This is a genomic window from Streptococcus sanguinis (assembly GCF_900475275.1).
Lineage (GTDB): Bacteria > Bacillota > Bacilli > Lactobacillales > Streptococcaceae > Streptococcus > Streptococcus sanguinis_N.
Window position 1 is genome coordinate 693,341 of the sequence record NZ_LS483364.1, and the last position, 16,354, is coordinate 709,694.

Sequence of the window (16,354 nt, forward strand, 5' to 3'; positions counted from 1 at the left end):
ACAAAGAAAAAACAAGCTGTCAAGATAAGAGCTTGTTTCGTTTTTGGTATGGATAGGTCAAGTCTTCCGTTAGCCAAGCTATAGAAGAGAGTTGTGATTTTACTCTTGAACCTCTGAGGCAGTGTCTTCCTCTTTGTCAGTCTCAGACTGGCCGAAAGGCAACTGCTTACTCCAGCGTGATAGGTTTTCTCGGATATCCTTGCCAATAGCAGAAGGCTTAGGCAAGCTAATGGAGTCTTTCCAGCTTTGGACACGCATATCCAGTAGGAGCTTGGACAAGCGCAGCAGCATGTCACGTTCTTGGTCTGTAAGAGATTGAGCATTTTTCAGGATATCAAGGACTTTGTTAAAGTTTTCAACATTGGACAGTTCGTCGACAGACTGAATACCAGCATCCAAAATCAGTCCGAAAAAGAGGTCGAAAAAATCTTTAAGTTCTTCATCTGAAACGGTGCTCACCCAATTTTTAAACGTTTTGTCTATCTGCAGGCTCTCTGCATCTAGTGTATCCAGCAATAGGAAAGAGTCTCCCTTGATTTTCCATGAAAAGGTATCGTGCTGGGCAAAGCCGCCGATAGCACTGCTTTTGACAATCCTTGCTTCCTTAGGTGTTTCCAGCATCATGCCGACGATAGAGTTCTGAGGCAGGTAGCGTTTCATCCTTTCAACCATGGCCTGATAGCCATCGCTTTCGGTGACAGAGTGATTGAGACCGGGAGAGTCATAACTGTAGATGGCTTTAATGCGGTCTTGAAGCGATGCTTCCATCTGACTGGCTGCATAAGAAGCTAGATTTCCCCCTTTGGAATGGCCGGTTAGGATAAAGTTACCGGGCAGATTTTCTAAGGCCTTCTGCAGGTAGCGGGCGGCCATTTTCTGAGCAGGGATCTGATCCATATAGGTCATGTGGAAGTCTTCCTTCCAGCCGACAATGGAGTCGTCCGTACCGCGAAAGACCAGAACATAGGTATCAGGCTTGATTTTGAAAATCAAGGCAGCGAATTGCTTCTGGATATCTTGGTCAACGTCATTGACATAGCCCATCAGTTTTAGATTTTTAAAGCGTGTAGAGGATGCGGCCAAATCTAGCAGTTTCAGTCGGTTTTTGCTGACCATCATGGAGAGGTCGCGCGGTACTTGATCGGCCAAATCCAGCAGCCGGCAGTCGCAGTAGGGGGACATGTCCTTGTGCACCAGCTGGTCAAAAGGCAAGTAGGTTAGCTCTGTCAGGATTAGCAGATCCAGTTCATTGAAAGGTTTATCATAAATGCTGTCATGCTGGACTTCTTCAAGGTAAGTAAGAATATTGCTCATGTTTTATCTCCAATTTCTACTAGTTAGTATAGCATATTTTTCTGATAGAATTTCTCTTTTCCAGAAAAATCCTACCTTAGACTGAGGATGATAAACAAGCAAGCGCATTTTTTGGTATAATGTTACTAGCAAGCAATCGGGAGGGAAAGATGCACAAGATTTTACTAGTAGAAGATGATCCAGTCATTCGTCAGATGATTAAGAAAATGCTGGAACAGTGGGGCTTTCAGGTAGTGGCAGTCGAGGACTTTATGGATGTGCTGACTGTCTTTGTCCGAGAGGAGCCGCATTTGGTACTGATGGATATCGGCCTGCCCTTGTTTAACGGCTATCACTGGTGTCAGGAAATCCGCAAGATTTCAACGGTGCCTATCATGTTTCTGTCTTCCCGTGATCAGTCCATGGACATTGTCATGGCTATCAATATGGGGGCAGATGACTATGTGACCAAGCCTTTTGACAACAATGTCTTTCTGGCTAAAGTTCAGGGCTTGCTGCGCCGTTCCTATGAATTTGGAAATGACCAAAGTCTCTTGGAGCACCAAGGTGTCATTCTCAATCTCAAGTCAACAGATCTGGTCTTTGATGGGAAAGTGGTGACCTTGACAAAGAACGAATTTCAGATTTTACGGGTTCTCTTCGAGCATTCTGATGGTATCGTGGCGCGTGATGACCTGATGAAGGAACTCTGGAACAGTGACTTTTTCATTGATGACAATACCCTATCGGTCAATGTCGCTCGCCTGCGTAAGAAGCTTGAAGAGCACGGACTGAAAAACTTCATCGAAACCAAAAAAGGAATAGGATACGGTCTCATCAATGGACACACAGGATAAATTTTTCTTTCTTAAGTCTTACCTTTATTCGCGTCGATTTTTTCTAGCTCTGTTGATTCTGCTGCTAGGCTTTATTCTGATCTTTGCCTTTGTCTTTGATGCTTACCGCAGTCTGCTAGAATATGTCGCGCTCTTGCTGTCTTTTCTGTCTTTCTTGTTTATCGGAGCAGATGCTTGGACGTCCTATAAGGCTTATCGCAGCCAGAAGCTGCAGGTCTCTGCTCAGGCTCAGACTCCTCTAGAAAAGCTCTTGCAGGAAAGGGTGGAGGAGCTGGAGTACGAACAGAAGAATCAGCTCTTGGTTGAGCAGGAGAAATACAATGATTTGCTGGACTACTATACTCTGTGGGTTCATCAAGTCAAGACACCCATTGCTGCCAGCTCACTCTTAATTGGAGATTTGAAGGATAAGGAAGCCAAGTCTCAGCTAGAGCAGGAGCTCTTTAAGATCGAGTCCTACGTTCATCTGGTGCTTCAGTACCTCCGTCTGGAAAGCTTCCATGATGATCTAGTTCTGAAGCAGGAAAATCTGGCTGATTTGGTCAGGGAAGTAGTTAAGAAATATGCCCTTTTCTTTATTCAGCAAGGACTCAGCCTCAATCTTCATGATCTAGACCACACGATTGTCACTGATAAAAAGTGGTTTCTAGTGATTTTGGAGCAGGTCCTGTCCAATAGTCTTAAATACACCAAAGAAGGCAGCATAGAGATTTATTTTCATGAGGACAGACTCTACATCAAGGACACGGGTCTGGGCATTCAAAATGCTGATTTGCTGCGGGTTTTTGAGCGCGGTTTCTCAGGTTACAACGGTCGTTTGACCCAGCAGTCCTCAGGCTTAGGTCTTTATCTGTCCAAGAAAATTGCTGACCAGCTGGGACACAAGATTGCTATAGACTCTCAAGTTGGTCAGGGAACGACGGTTTCCATCGCCTTTCCTGAGAAGAAATTGATCTTTGAGTAGGAGGAAGAAAGTTGCTAGTAGTGGTTTATGATAGTCTGACTGGTTTGGGCAAGAAGTTTGCTAAAAGTCTGGGGTTGCCTAGCCAGTCAGTCTGGAAAAAGCTGGAGGGACCCTGTATTTTAGTCAGCAGAAATAGCGGAGCAGGGCAGATTCCGTGGACGACCAAGCGCTTCATCAGAAAGTATAAGCATCTAATCAAAGGCTTTGTCATCAATGGCAATCAGAAGCGTTATCCGCGGACCTTTTGTGGGGCAACGGATAAGATAGTGGAGCAATACGGCCTCCGCCATATTCGTAACATAGAGGGCTCTGGAACGGAAGCAGACCGACAAGCGGTCAAAGGCTTTTTAGAACAGTTGCAGACAGATGAAAATTCTCATAAAAGTCACTAGGTTTTGAGCTATTTTAGGTAGATGCTTTGCATGATTTTTAAAAGTGACAAAATTGTAAGAATAAAACTAGCAAATGAAAGGTTAGGTTATGGTACCGGCCTTTCTTTTTTATTATCATAGAGGCAAGAAATAAGAAGGAGACAGAAAAATGAAATCAAAAGGTATAAATGCTTTTCAGTTGAAGCTCTTCATGGCATTTCTTATGGTTTTTGACCACATCAGCCAGATACCGGGGCTGGTGCCGGATGGCTGGGATGGCATCTTGCATGCCCTAACTCGCTGTGTCGGAGCAGCATTTGCCTTCATGGCAGTGGAAGGCTTTCTCCACACTCGCAACCGTCTGGCTTACAATATGCGGCTCTTCTTTTGGGCAGCCCTGATGCAGACAGGAAACTGTATCCTGACGCTTCTCTTTCAGGAGAAGGGCATTTACCTCACTCACAACATCTTCCTGACCTTGGCCTGCGGGGTCCTCATGCTGAGTCTTTTCTTTGGCTTTTCTGACAATGGCGGAGCTGCTAAGGATAGGAAGTCTGGTTTGCGGATAGCGGCAGGAGTATTAGTCTTGCTGGCCGGGCTTCTCTTTAGCGAAGGCGGCATGGCTCTGCTTCCTTTCATGCTCTTGACCTACCTTTTTAGAAATCAAGTCTTTTTCAGAAACTTGTTTTATGTAGTTTGGGCGGGAGTTCTCTTTGCCATGAGTATTCAAATTTATCCAACCTTGCAGGACACGCTATCAATGCTGCTCTATAATTCAGACTGGCTCTTTATCAGTGCTCTTCCTCTCTTGCACTTCTATAATGGTGAGCGAGGATCCAGCAGCAAGTGGAGCAAATATTTCTTCTATATTTTCTATCCAGCCCACCTTTGGCTAATTGCTTTGATTGCCTTTTGTGTAAAATAAAGCCCATCTCATCTTACAAAAGTGTAAGATTGCACTTTAAAATGTAAGCTTAGGTTATGGCAGGGTGGTTGGTATTGAGATAAAATAGACTTATCAATTAGGAGGCAGTTCATAAATACTGCTAAAAGCAGGGCTTTGATAGGTGCCTGCTAGACAGAAAGGAAGCAAGATGACATTATTAGACGTACAGCACGTGAAAAAGATTTATAAAACCCGCTTTCAGGGCAGCCAAGTAGAGGCACTGAAGGACATTCACTTTACAGTAGAAAAAGGCGAATATGTCGCCATCATGGGTGAGTCAGGCTCTGGGAAATCCACCCTGCTCAACATCCTAGCCATGCTGGACAAGCCAACTGAGGGCCGCGTCTTTCTCAACGGAACTGACACGGCAACCATCAAAAACAGTCAGGCTTCCAGCTTCCGTAGGGAGAAATTAGGTTTTGTCTTTCAGGATTTCAATCTGCTGGATACCCTGTCGGTCAAGGATAATATTCTCCTGCCACTGGTGCTCTCTCGCCGTCCCATTACCGAGATGATGCAAAAGCTGGTCACAACCTGCAACGAGCTGGGGATTAACAAGCTGCAAGAGAAGTTTCCTTATGAGATTTCCGGTGGCCAGAAGCAACGGGTTGCAGTAGCTCGAGCCATCATCACAGATCCTGAGATTCTGCTGGCGGATGAGCCGACGGGAGCCTTGGATTCCAAATCTTCAGCAGCCCTGTTGGATGTCTTTGACGACATCAATGCCCGCGGTCAAACCATTCTCATGGTGACCCACTCAACTGCAGCGGCTAGCCGGGCCAAGCGGGTGCTCTTTATCAAGGATGGGATTCTCTACAACCAAATCTTCCGTGGTGACAAGACCGAGCGGCAGATGTTCCAAGAGATTTCTGATACTCTGACAGTTATGGCAAGTGAGGTGGGCAATTATGTTCAAACTAACGAGTAAACTAGCTTTGTCCAATCTGGTTAAAAATCGCAGTTTGTATTATCCATTTGCTTTGGCGACGGTACTTGCAACAGCAATTTTGTATAGTTTTGTCTCACTAGCTTATAGCCCCAATATGGAGACCTCTTATGGCGGTTCGGCAGCTCGCATGACCTTGCAGTTTGGCATTCATGTCATTCAGATTGCCGTCCTTATCCTCATTACCTATGCTAATAGCTTCGTCATGAAAAACCGCTCCCGAGAGTTGGGAGTCTATAGTCTGTTGGGCATGGAGAAAAAGCATCTGCTAGTCATGACCTTCTTTGAACTCTGTGTTTTTTATCTAGCTACAGTTGGTCTGGGTATCTTGTCTGGCCTAGCTTTAGATAAGATGCTCTACGTAGTTCTTTTGAAATTGATGGGAATGCCGGCAGTTCTTGCCTCAACCTTCCAATGGCAGAATGTCTGGATGACTCTAGCTAGTCTGGGTGTTGCTTTTGCGGTGATTTTGTTGCTCAACTCTACGCGCCTTCTACGCTATAGCTCTCTTAACCTAATGAAAGAAAAGAAAGCAGGCGAGAAGAAGGGACGATTCCTTTTTCTGCAAACCTTGCTGGGTCTCCTGCTCATGGGTGTGGCTTATTATATGGCTTTGACCGTTACCAAGCCTGTCGCTGCTATCGGCAATTTCTTTATAGCTGTGATCATGGTTATCCTAGCAACCTATCTGCTTTTTAATGCAGGGTCAATTACACTATTGAAATTTCTCAAAAAGCGCAAAGGCTACTACTATAAAACGCAGAATTTCATTTCTGTTTCCAATCTCATCTCGCGGATGCGTAAAAATGCAGCAGGATTGGCAACTATCTCCATTCTATCTACCATGCTCCTTGTGACTCTGGTAGGTACAATCAATATCTATGTTGGAGGTCAGGATTATATTACTACCTTGCATCCGAAGGATTATAATGTCAGTATCGTCTTGCCGAAATCGACCGATCAGAAGGAGGCTTTGTTGGACAAGGTTCAGCAAGTGGCTCAGGACTCAGGTCTGAAGAAGCCAAGCTATACTACCTATCTCTACCAATCAGCCTTCATTACGAAACTGGCTGGTAATGATGTGACAGTTCCAATGCAAAGAGAGCTGGAGTCGGATACAAGTATCTTGACCAAGTCTGCCGGCACGATTACAGTTATCAATCGTCAGGATTATGAAAAAATGACAGGGGAAAAGATAGACTTGGCAGACGATGAAACCCTAGTTTACGGGAAAAATATTTCCTTAAACAAGGACAAGCCACTCCGAGTGAATGGCAAGGACTGGAAGATTAAGCAGCTTTTATCGTCAAATTTCACGCATGGGGAAATCCCTAATCCAAACGATGTAACCATGGAACAGGGGCTCTATATGGTGGTCAATGATAGCAAAGAGGTTAATCTCGATGTGGATCATTTCTACTACATTGGAGTTGCTTCAGAGACTAAGGGCAGTAAAAAGTTTGTCGAGCAAGTCCAACTGGGGTTGAGGGACACTTTGGATCAGGAACAAGCTCAAGATGGTAGCTTCGCAATGGCTAGTGACCGTTATAGTGCAGAAAAGAGCTATCAAGAACTTACTGGAACTTTGCTCTTCATTGGTGTCTTCCTCTCCGTTATCTTCCTTCTAGGAGCCGTTCTCGTGATTTACTATAAGCAAATCTCTGAAGGCTATGAAGACCGAGATGGCTTTATCATCTTGCAAAAAGTTGGTTTAGATGAAAAGCAGACTAGAAGTACCATTCGCAAGCAGATTTTGACTGTTTTCTTCCTACCTCTCATCTTTGCTTTTCTACATGTAGCAGCGGTCTTTCACATGTTGCGCTTGATAGTTGCCCTACTAGGTGTGACCAATCTTCCTCTTTTGATTCAGACAACACTTGCAACTTGCGGAGTCTTCCTCCTGACCTATATTTTAGTTTTCTTACTGACTTCACGCAGTTACCGCAAGATTGTCGCCCGCTAAGAGCAAATCCCCGACCAGAGGTCGGGGATTTTTTGATGTCTGGATTTTCACCTCTCATCTCCCTCGTTTTACCGCTTGTCCAAAAAGCCGAGATTTTTCAAAAAAGACTTGCTATCATAGTCTCAGAAGTAAAGAAAAGGAGAAAAGATCATGTTAGTAGAAACGAAAAATCTTAGCAAGGTTTATGGCGATAAGGTGGCAGTTAATGATCTGAATATTCAGATTGAGAGAGGTAGTTTTACAGCTATTCTAGGCCCTAATGGCGCAGGTAAGTCTACGACTATCCAGATGCTGATAGGTCTCTTGCGGCCGACATCCGGGCAGATTTGCTATGCTGAAAAGCTTAAGTTGGGTGTGGTTTTCCAAAACAGTGTGTTGGACGCCCGGCTGACAGTTTTGGAAAATCTGACTATCAGAGCCAAGCAGTACAAGGAGATGCCGACAGGTAGAATCGAGCGCTTGGTCTCTCAGCTGGGCTTGTCAGCCTTTGCCAAGCAGCCTTATGGGACACTTTCTGGCGGCCAAAAGCGTCGGGTGGACATTGCTCGAGCCCTGCTCAATAGTCCCGACCTGCTTTTTTTAGATGAGCCTACGACAGGACTGGACATTCAGACTCGGGAGAGTATCTGGAGCCTGCTCAAGCAGATTCAGAAAGAAGAGCAGATGACCATTGTCTTGACAACCCACTATCTCAATGAAGCTGATGATGCAGATAAGATCTATATCGTAGATCATGGTCAGGTCATTGCCCAAGGCTCTGCAGACCAGATTAAGGGAAACTATGCCCGCAATGTCTTACGGATTTTAAGTCAAGATGCAGCAAGTTTAGAGAAAAGCTTGCCAAGAGGCTGCGCTTGGGAGCAAGTCAAGGAAGGGGAATTTATCCTCCACCCTAAAACGACTCAAGAAGCTCTGACCTTACTGGCTCAGGCTGGTCCCTATATCGAACAATTTGAATTCCAACCCGGAACTATGGACGATGCCTTTATGGCACTGACAGGAAGAGAGGTACGCTAATATGCTCGCTTTGATAAAACGTAATTTTTTACTTTATTTCCGCAACCGCAGTGGGGTAATTTTGTCCCTCTTCGGAGCCATTATTCCCTTTGTGCTTTATATCGTTTTTTTGAAAAATAATTACAAAGACCATTCCAGCCAGCTGATGGACTTGTGGCTGATTGGCGGCGTGTTGGCAGTTACAGGATTAACGACCACATTGGCAGCTTTCTCCCGGCAGGTCGAAGACTGGGAGCGGAAGGTGACAGACGACCTCTTTATCACAGACTTGGGACCATGGGGCTTGCAGCTTAGTTATCTTGTCAGCTCTGTTATTATCGGCTTTTTGATGCAGGTCATTATGTTTGCCTTTATGCTCAGCTATTTTACGCTAGCGGATAACATTTCCTTTGAGTGGGGAATCCTTCCTTACCTGGTTCTTCTGATGCTCTTAAATAGCCTCTTGGCCACACTGATAAATGCTCTGATTGTTCAATGCTTCAAATCAGTGGATAGTTTAGGGAAATTGGCGACAGTAGTTGGAGCAACTTCTGGTTTTCTAGTGGGTACCTATATCCCCATTGGAACCTTGCCGAATATGGCGCAAAACCTGATGAAGCTTACGCCTTCTAACTACATGGCATCTCTTTTCAGACAGGTTCTCATGAAAGAAAGTCTAGCAGATACTTTTGCTAATAGCAGCCAGTCACAAGCAGCTTTTGAAAAAACAATGGGAATTCGCATTGAATGGCAGGAGCTCTTGACAAGGACAGAAACTTTCTATATAGTTGGAATAGTTTTAGTTGCAATAGCGCTTATTTGGATGGTGCAAAATATAATTGCCATCCGCCGGCTGAAACTACAATAGAATGTGAATAGGGAGCTTTCTCTTGCAAGCAAAATTTGAAACAGATCCAACCATTTCATCCAAGGATCCGCTGGTTGTGGTCAAGGCAGACCAGCTAGGGGCAGAAGCCAAGGCCATCTTAGATTATTTAGAGCAGTACAAGGCAGGGCCAAGTGGCGTCCTGCCTATCAAGTCGGACGATAAACTGGTCATGTTGAGGACAGAAGATATTATCCTAGCAGACATCAACCAGACAACTCTGATGATTTACAGTAGAGATGGCATTTACCAGACGACAGAGACCTTGACTCGCTTTCAGCAGCGGATTAGCAGCTCGAACTTTATCCAGGTTTCCCGGCATGCTGTCATCAATATTGACCATCTGGAGTCTTTGTCTGACAGCTTTTCTGGCAATATGACGGCCAAGCTGACCAATCAAATCAAGACCGAAGTCAGCCGTCGTTATGTCAAGCTCTTGATGGAATATCTGGGAATCTAGGAGGTAAGTGATGAGTATAAAAAAATGTCTACACGCTATATTAATGGGCATCCAAACAGGGAGTGCAGTCTATCTGATTGTCCTTGCTCTCTCTATTCAAAAAAATCCGCCCACAACAAGTAATATCGTCAGTGTCATGGTGATGAGCGGTTTGATTGGAATTATCAGTTCAATGTTAAAAACTCTTGAAGACCGATTCTCTTTTTCAGTCTCGATTTTACTGCATTTCGCCGCTGTCGCAGTCTTAGTATGCTGTTTCATGGTCTATAATAACTGGGGATTTTTAATTGCCAGCTGGCATTTCTGGTTTAATTTTATTCTGATTTATCTCTTTGTATGGCTCTTTCGTTACTTGGATACAAATCTTAAGACCAAGAAGATTAACAGCGCCTTGGCCAAGCGTAGAAAGGAAAAAGAAGGCAAGTGACTTGCTGAAAAACATTCTGACAAGCATATCATAAAAACAAATGGAGCTGGGACTGTATCCTGCTCCTGTTTTTTGTATCTAAAAAACTCAAGCTAAATTTTCTAGCTTGAGTTTTATGTGATATTACACTCCCAATCTGATATGAGGGAAGTGGTTGTAGAGATAGTCAAAGGTTGACTGGAGTTTGGTATCTGTTGTTTTACCAATGTTCTTAATGGGCATTTGGTATTTCTTTTGATTGTTTCGAATAGCAACTAAGGTTGAGTTTCTGTTTGAAGCAACGAAGCCGCGCTGCATGGTGAGAATGTGGTGGTAGAGATGGACGACCTGTTTGAGATCAATCGCCTTGAAACCTCTATAGTAGGTAATGAGATGGTCTTTATAGACAGCAATTTTTAGCACATCGTCGTGGAAAGAAGCTTGCTCAAGCAGGATATTGAGATTGTTCTTGGCCTCTGGATAGGCTGCATAGATTTCTTCGTAGGCAGCGATATTTTTCTTGCGGCCGATAATTCCCATAACGACAAAGAAAACACTGAGTCCAATCAAAAACAGAATGTAGAACATGAATGCAAGATTGTCAGACTCAAATTCAGTGATAGAGATATAGGAGCTGCTTGACATTACTGTGATGACTTCGGGATTGTCTGCTAGGAGACCGCGAACGAGGCTGCCATAATTAGAGATATATCCCTGATTTTTTTTAGGGGAGTTAGCATTAACATAAGAGCCAACGATTCGGACAGGATTTTTTTCCAGCTCGCCCTTTTTCTCTTTTTCCAAGAGCTGGGCAATCTGCTTGTCCCCTTTTTTAGCCTGCAGACCAACATATCCGTCTTGGTAGGCAACCAGCCAAACTTGAGTATTATCTTCAACTTCAATCAGAGCCTCTGGAAAAATATATGACACTTCAGCATAGACTGCTGAATCTGCTCCAGACTCGCTATTTCGGTCATAGGCAGTCTTGGTGTTGACTTTTTGGTATTGGATAAAGCCCATCACTGCAGCAACAACTAGAAAAATAAGAGAAATTACCAATAGGGCGATGGTACCCTGATTACGTCTTTCCTTGAGCATAGCTCAACCTCCAAAATATAATATAAAAAAATAATTTGATTAACAAACTATCTTTTTTGTATAGTATAACATAAATGCTTGACAAATGGCAAGATTGTGTTAAAATATGAATGAACACAAAATATAATTCATTCATAAAAGAGGCATGGAAATGGATAAAAAAAATGAGCTCCTGGCTGCGGCTAGAGAAGTCTTTGCGGAAAAAGGCTATAAGGCAGCTGGAATTTCTGATATTGCCAAGAAAAGCCAGATGGCTGTCGGATCCTTTTACAAGTATTATGAGTCCAAGGAAGCCATCTTCTTGGAGGTTTATATAGCTGAAAATAGCCGTATACGTGAGGAAATCATGCAACGAGTAGACTGGCAGGGCGAGCCCGAGGCAATCGTTGAACAGCTTTTTGCGGTAACTTTTGAGTTGATTTCACCCAATAAAATTCTGGCTGAGTGGAACAAGCCAGGCATTTCTCAGATTCTGCACGATTACTATAATCAGGATTCCGGACGAGCGTCCAATGCCTTTCATCAGTTTCTGATTCAGACCTTCAGCCAGCGCTTGCAGGAAGAGGGGTTTTCGAAGGAGAAAATAGCTGAGATCATGAAGGTTTATGACTTGATTTACTACATAGACATGCATATCACAGAGCAGGAATTTTCAGGCTACTTCGATAGTCTTGAGACTTTAGTGAAATATTTTGTTAAGGGGATTTTTTCCAAATAGAGGAAATTCCTTTTCTTAGAAGTAGACATGAATGAATTTAAAAAATCATTCATTCACAAACAAAGGAGGTGATGTCTTATGTAGTGCGAATAGGAATGGGAAGAAATGTGATTGCATAAGTATAAAGTGAATTATTTTTTAGAAAGCTTTGAATGAATATTTGGAAGCGTTCATTCAAAAATAGAAAGTGAGGAAAAAATGAATAAGCAAGGAGGATTTGCCATGAGTGGAATGGCTATTTTGGGTATCTGTCTGGTCGCGATTGGTCTTTTGACCATTGGCTACGGCGGTGTGACAGTTGGTTTTAGTTTAAGTGTGGATTTTCAGTCATTTTTAGTCGGAGGTCTCATCATTGTTCTAATCGGAGCAGCTTTGATTCCGGGCTTGCCGGCAGTTGCTAAGCTGGCGGCACTGGCTTTGGCAACTGTGGCATTTTTGATTTACATTCACATGATGCCAGATTTGGAGTTCATGCTTATGCTCATCTCAGATGTTGTAGTTTTAGGCTTTGCGGCTTGGTTTGCTATCCTTTTTTTAAGAAAGTAGGTGATGAAGATGATTGTAGTTTATGATTCAAATACTGGTATTGGAAAACGATTTGCAGAATCACTGGGCTATCCGACCCAGAGCATCAAGGAGAAACTGGAAGAGCCTTGCATTCTCATTACTCGAAATGCTGGTGCTGGGAAAATTCCGTGGTCCACCAAACGCTTCATCAAGAAACATCCTGGGCTGATTAAAGGTTTTGTTAACAATGGTGACTCTGTTAAACACGGTCGGACCTTCTGCGGAGCGACTGCCTTGATTATTGAAAAGTATGGGCTACAGCATATCTGCGATATTGACCAAGGCGGTAGTTCAGAAGATGTCAAGACTGTGCAGGCATTTTTGGCGGAGTACTAGTCTCATCAAGTTTCGTATAAATGGAGGACTCGTATGTCTGGGTTCAAGAAAATTGGGAGCTTGTTTCTGGCTCTGATTTCTGTCTTTATCCTAACGGCCTGCGGGCATGTACAGAAAGATCCTGACACTTCAGATAAGACGGAAAGAAATTCTTCCAAACAAGAAGAAGTAGATCAGAATCAGGTAGACGCAACTTCCAGTGCGTCACAGAAAGATTGACTTTTTTGTCAAAATAGAAGATCTTAATTTGTTCAATGATTTTTAGGTCATCTTTTGACCTGTTTTGTGTATCAATAGGAGAGAGAAGGCTTAGCATCTTCTTTCTCCTTTTTATGATAAAACCCTGTGAGCATTCCTATAGTTTTTTAATAGTCAATATGGTACAATGAATTAGTATTGTCTTTCCAGTGTTTGTCAAAAAGGCAGAAAAACATGAAAAGAGTGTGTTTAACTGGCTGGCCAATACGCTGTACTTTTAAACAAATTTTACTTGTGAGAAAGGAAGATTGCATGAATAAAAAACTGAGAGTATGGTTTCAGCTAATCATTCTCTGTCTAGGCGTGTTCCTGCCTTTCCTAGCCGGAACCCTTAAGGCTCAGGCGGCTGAACTTAATGATGTCATCACTGAGATGCACCTCACCACTAACTCTGGTGAGCAGCTGACCGATGGTGTGGATATCTGGCAGACCTTCCGCGTCTATGCTAAGTTTGCCCTGCCAGATAACCAAGCCCATGCAGGTGATACAACGGTGATTCATTTACCGAATGAGTTTACCTTTGGGAATTCTTCAGCTATTGAGCTCAAGGATGAAAACGGAGCCCTGGTGGCTAATGGAGTCCTGGATAGCGATGCCAAGACCATCACACTGACATATACAGACTATGTGGAGCAGAAGTCCAGTGTCAGAGGCGAGTTTTTCTTCTATTCGCGGATTGACCACGAGGTCGTCACAGAGGAAAGAGATATTCCAGCTACTTTCACTGTAGGCAATAATAGGATTCCAGCCGGCAGCATTCACTATAATGGACCGCCGAAAAAGTATGAGTCCCTGCTAGAAAAAAGTGCTTTTCAGTGGGATGCTGATGCTAAGAATGAAATCCGCTACAATGTGGCCATTAACCGCAACATGGGGAACTACAAAAATGTCTCTGTGACGGACAAGCTGGGTGATACAAACGCTAAGATTGTTCAAGACTCTGTACGAGTTTATAAGGTTTCTTGGCGCTGGAATAATGGAGATTGGGCGCGTGATTCGACTGAAGACGTAACAGCAGACTTCCAGTCTAAAATGACCTTTGGCGCTGAAGGCGATAGCTTGACAATCAACTTCGGTGATGTAGAAGGATTCGGCTACCTAGTTGAGTACAAGACATTGGCCGACTATGATTTGGCTGATGGAGAGGTTGTAGGAAATAAGGCTACCATGAACTACAACAATACCGAGACTGTGTCTGTCACCAATGAATACTCTTATCAGATTGCTGGCGGAAAGTCCGAAGGCTATAACTTCAAGGTTAAGGTTCACAAGACTGATGAGTCTAATGCTTCTCTGAGCGGTGCAGTCTTTGAAGTGGTGCGGAAAGCGACCAATAAGGTAGTTGGTACAATCACGACAGATGCGGATGGTAATGCGGAAGTTGGTAACCTTCTGCGTGACACTTATATTCTGCGTGAAACGACTGCTCCAGCTGGTTACGATCGCCTGACAGAGGATATTACTATCAGTCCGACGGATTTTGGTAAGACTTTGAACGTAGGAAGTCCGGCATCTGGAGATTCTGGAGACAGCAGATTGGTTGCAGTCAATGTGGTCAATAAGCAAACTCAAACTCCAGCGGACAAACAGGTAACTTTCAGCAAGGTCAATCTAGCTGGTGAGGAAATTGCTGGTGCACAGATTCAGATTTTCAAGGGACGGGAAAGCAAGGGCAGTCCTGTCGCATCTTGGACTTCAGAAGCTGACAAATCTAAAGAAATTAACCTAGAGCCAGGTGTTTACACCTTCCATGAGGAAGCGGCTCCGACAGGTTATCTGGCTGTGACTGATATTGTCTTCCAAGTCAATGAAGATGGCACTGTAACAGTTCTAGACGCTAATAGCAATGCTGTAGAATATACAGATGGTAAGTTGTTCATTACTGACCAAGCGGCACCAGCTGAACCTGGTACGCCTGATAAAGCAGTTCAAGGTGGTATTAAGCCAAATCAATCATCTGATTCTGATAAAGCAGCAGATGGTCAAGGAAAACCTAAAAAAGTGCTTCCTGCGACTGGCTCTGCTGAAAGTCTTGGACTAGTTCTTGCTGGTCTGGTAGTTCTGACTCTTTTAGGACTTTACCATAAGACTCGACTGAGCAAATAAATAAAGAGAGGATAGGGCAGAATGCTTTATCTTCTTTTGTTTGCACATTTTTTGTCTAGTTTTTTGCAGCTTACTGAGCAATTTCTTCCAGTTACTCATGCTGGGCAGCCACTTACGGAAAAACTCTTGTTTTTGTCTCAGAATCCTCTATAATAAATGGCAAATAGAAAAAGGAGACAGAAGATATGACAGATACAAAAATACAAGAGAAGCTGAAGCCAGGTTTGAAGTTAGCGGATTTTCAAAAAGATGGAGACATCTATCTGGCGCTGAATCCGGACTATGTCTCAGGGGACAATGCCAAGTATATGACCATGTACAATCGCTTGGCTCGCTGGTATGATTTTGGTGAGAAATGGATGGGGCCACTTCTCCATGGCAAGGCTATTGACAAGCTGAGAAAGGACCAGATGGCAGAAATAGAATGGAAGGATTATTTGTCAGTTCTTTATGTCTCTATCGGAACAGGTCACGACCTACGCTACATCCCTGAGAATATTGACCTGAAAAGCCTAGACTTTTTCGGGGCAGATATTTCCATAGGCATGCTGAAAAAATGCCAGAAATCCTGCGCCAAGAAGACAAATCTGCAGCTCTTTCATGCTTGTGCGGAGGACCTTCCCTTTGCGGATAACAGCTTTGACATCGTCTATCATATCGGCGGAATTAATTTCTTTAGTGATAAGGCCAAGGCCATGCAGGAAATGCTGCGGGTGGCTAAGCCAGGAACTAAGATTATGATTTCAGACGAGACGGCAGACTATGTCGACCAGCAATATAAGAAGAACCACTTCAGCAAGAACTATTTTAAGGACGCTACTGTTGATTTAGGAGAAATTGAGGCCGTTATACCGGCAGGGGTTAAGGAGAAGGAGTTGAAACTCCTCTGGGATGGGAAATTTTATGTCCTGACGTTTAGGAAATAAATCAGAAGAACCGGACTTTGTTTCCGGTTTTTCTATGTTATTGAGGACATTGATTGTCAGACGTAATTGACCCTAACAATAGTGGTTTGATTTGCGAATGAACCATATAAATCGTCCACCTCTTCTAAATGACAAAAAGGTAAACAAATGTTAAAAAAATTTTCTTTTGTGTATAGCCATTTTTCTTATAGTATGATAAAATGTAGATGTAATGTATCTATAAATGTTCGCTTTCTAGAAAGCGGGCACTGACAAGA

At 43.5% G+C, this 16,354-nt stretch carries 18 protein-coding genes; 16 read left to right on the forward strand and 2 right to left on the reverse strand.

Going from position 1 to position 16,354, the window contains the following annotated elements; translation table 11 throughout:
* Positions 1–99: 99 nt before the first annotated feature.
* A complete protein-coding gene (locus tag DQM55_RS03640) occupies positions 100–1,314 on the reverse strand; it encodes a DUF2974 domain-containing protein (RefSeq protein WP_111675497.1) in 1,215 nt (404 codons plus the stop codon).
* Positions 1,315–1,463: 149 nt separating this feature from the next.
* On the opposite strand from DQM55_RS03640, the gene DQM55_RS03645 reads away from it, so the two are divergent.
* From DQM55_RS03645 to DQM55_RS03690, 10 genes are all read left to right on the forward strand, one after another.
* On the forward strand, positions 1,464–2,150 hold the full coding sequence (locus DQM55_RS03645; protein ID WP_009659088.1) for a response regulator transcription factor: 687 nt from the start codon (positions 1,464–1,466) through the stop codon (positions 2,148–2,150).
* A complete protein-coding gene (locus DQM55_RS03650) occupies positions 2,134–3,114 on the forward strand; it encodes a sensor histidine kinase (protein ID WP_111675498.1) in 981 nt (326 codons plus the stop codon). Before DQM55_RS03645 ends, DQM55_RS03650 begins: the two co-directional genes overlap by 17 nt.
* Positions 3,115–3,125: 11 nt before the next feature.
* On the forward strand, positions 3,126–3,506 hold the full coding sequence (locus tag DQM55_RS03655; RefSeq protein WP_172454709.1) for a class Ib ribonucleoside-diphosphate reductase assembly flavoprotein NrdI: 381 nt from the start codon (positions 3,126–3,128) through the stop codon (positions 3,504–3,506).
* Between the two features lie 148 nt (positions 3,507–3,654).
* Positions 3,655–4,410 (forward strand): TraX family protein, encoded by a 756-nt coding sequence (locus DQM55_RS03660; protein ID WP_111675499.1) that lies wholly within the window; start codon positions 3,655–3,657, stop codon positions 4,408–4,410.
* Between the two features lie 169 nt (positions 4,411–4,579).
* Complete coding sequence (locus tag DQM55_RS03665) at positions 4,580–5,359, forward strand: ABC transporter ATP-binding protein (protein ID WP_002899832.1); 780 nt, start codon at positions 4,580–4,582, stop codon at positions 5,357–5,359.
* Complete coding sequence (locus DQM55_RS03670; RefSeq protein WP_111675500.1) at positions 5,340–7,340, forward strand: ABC transporter permease; 2,001 nt, start codon at positions 5,340–5,342, stop codon at positions 7,338–7,340. Before DQM55_RS03665 ends, DQM55_RS03670 begins: the two co-directional genes overlap by 20 nt.
* Positions 7,341–7,490: 150 nt before the next feature.
* Positions 7,491–8,357, forward strand: a complete 867-nt coding sequence (locus DQM55_RS03675) for an ABC transporter ATP-binding protein (protein WP_111675501.1) — start codon at positions 7,491–7,493, stop codon at positions 8,355–8,357.
* A 1-nt stretch (position 8,358) separates the two neighbouring features.
* Positions 8,359–9,204, forward strand: a complete 846-nt coding sequence (locus DQM55_RS03680; protein WP_111675502.1) for an ABC transporter permease — start codon at positions 8,359–8,361, stop codon at positions 9,202–9,204.
* Between the two features lie 22 nt (positions 9,205–9,226).
* Positions 9,227–9,682 carry a LytTR family DNA-binding domain-containing protein gene (locus DQM55_RS03685; RefSeq protein WP_002905974.1) on the forward strand — a complete coding sequence of 152 codons (456 nt, stop codon included), beginning with the start codon at positions 9,227–9,229 and terminating at the stop codon, positions 9,680–9,682.
* Between the two features lie 10 nt (positions 9,683–9,692).
* A complete protein-coding gene (locus DQM55_RS03690; RefSeq protein WP_002905055.1) occupies positions 9,693–10,109 on the forward strand; it encodes a DUF3021 domain-containing protein in 417 nt (138 codons plus the stop codon).
* Between the two features lie 123 nt (positions 10,110–10,232).
* Here the strand turns inward: DQM55_RS03690 and DQM55_RS03695 are convergent, their stop codons facing one another.
* A complete protein-coding gene (locus tag DQM55_RS03695; RefSeq protein WP_111675503.1) occupies positions 10,233–11,186 on the reverse strand; it encodes a hypothetical protein in 954 nt (317 codons plus the stop codon).
* Positions 11,187–11,337: 151 nt separating this feature from the next.
* Here DQM55_RS03695 and DQM55_RS03700 point away from each other — a divergent pair, with 151 nt between their 5' ends.
* The 6 genes from DQM55_RS03700 to DQM55_RS03730 all read left to right on the forward strand — a co-directional run bounded on the left by DQM55_RS03700 (position 11,338) and on the right by DQM55_RS03730 (position 16,097).
* Positions 11,338–11,904, forward strand: coding sequence for a TetR/AcrR family transcriptional regulator (locus tag DQM55_RS03700; protein WP_111675504.1), 567 nt, complete (start codon positions 11,338–11,340; stop codon positions 11,902–11,904).
* 198 nt (positions 11,905–12,102) lie between these two features.
* The gene (locus tag DQM55_RS03705) at positions 12,103–12,450 is read left to right on the forward strand and encodes a hypothetical protein (protein WP_111675505.1); all 348 of its coding nucleotides are present in this window, start codon (positions 12,103–12,105) and stop codon (positions 12,448–12,450) included.
* Complete coding sequence (locus DQM55_RS03710; protein ID WP_172454710.1) at positions 12,451–12,807, forward strand: class Ib ribonucleoside-diphosphate reductase assembly flavoprotein NrdI; 357 nt, start codon at positions 12,451–12,453, stop codon at positions 12,805–12,807.
* A gap of 33 nt (positions 12,808–12,840) precedes the next feature.
* On the forward strand, positions 12,841–13,026 hold the full coding sequence (locus tag DQM55_RS03715; RefSeq protein ID WP_111675507.1) for a hypothetical protein: 186 nt from the start codon (positions 12,841–12,843) through the stop codon (positions 13,024–13,026).
* Between the two features lie 291 nt (positions 13,027–13,317).
* The gene (locus DQM55_RS03720) at positions 13,318–15,171 is read left to right on the forward strand and encodes a SpaA isopeptide-forming pilin-related protein (RefSeq protein ID WP_172454711.1); all 1,854 of its coding nucleotides are present in this window, start codon (positions 13,318–13,320) and stop codon (positions 15,169–15,171) included.
* 185 nt (positions 15,172–15,356) lie between these two features.
* Entirely contained in the window at positions 15,357–16,097 is a 741-nt protein-coding gene (locus tag DQM55_RS03730) for a class I SAM-dependent methyltransferase (protein WP_111675510.1), read from the forward strand.
* Positions 16,098–16,354 lie beyond the last annotated feature (257 nt).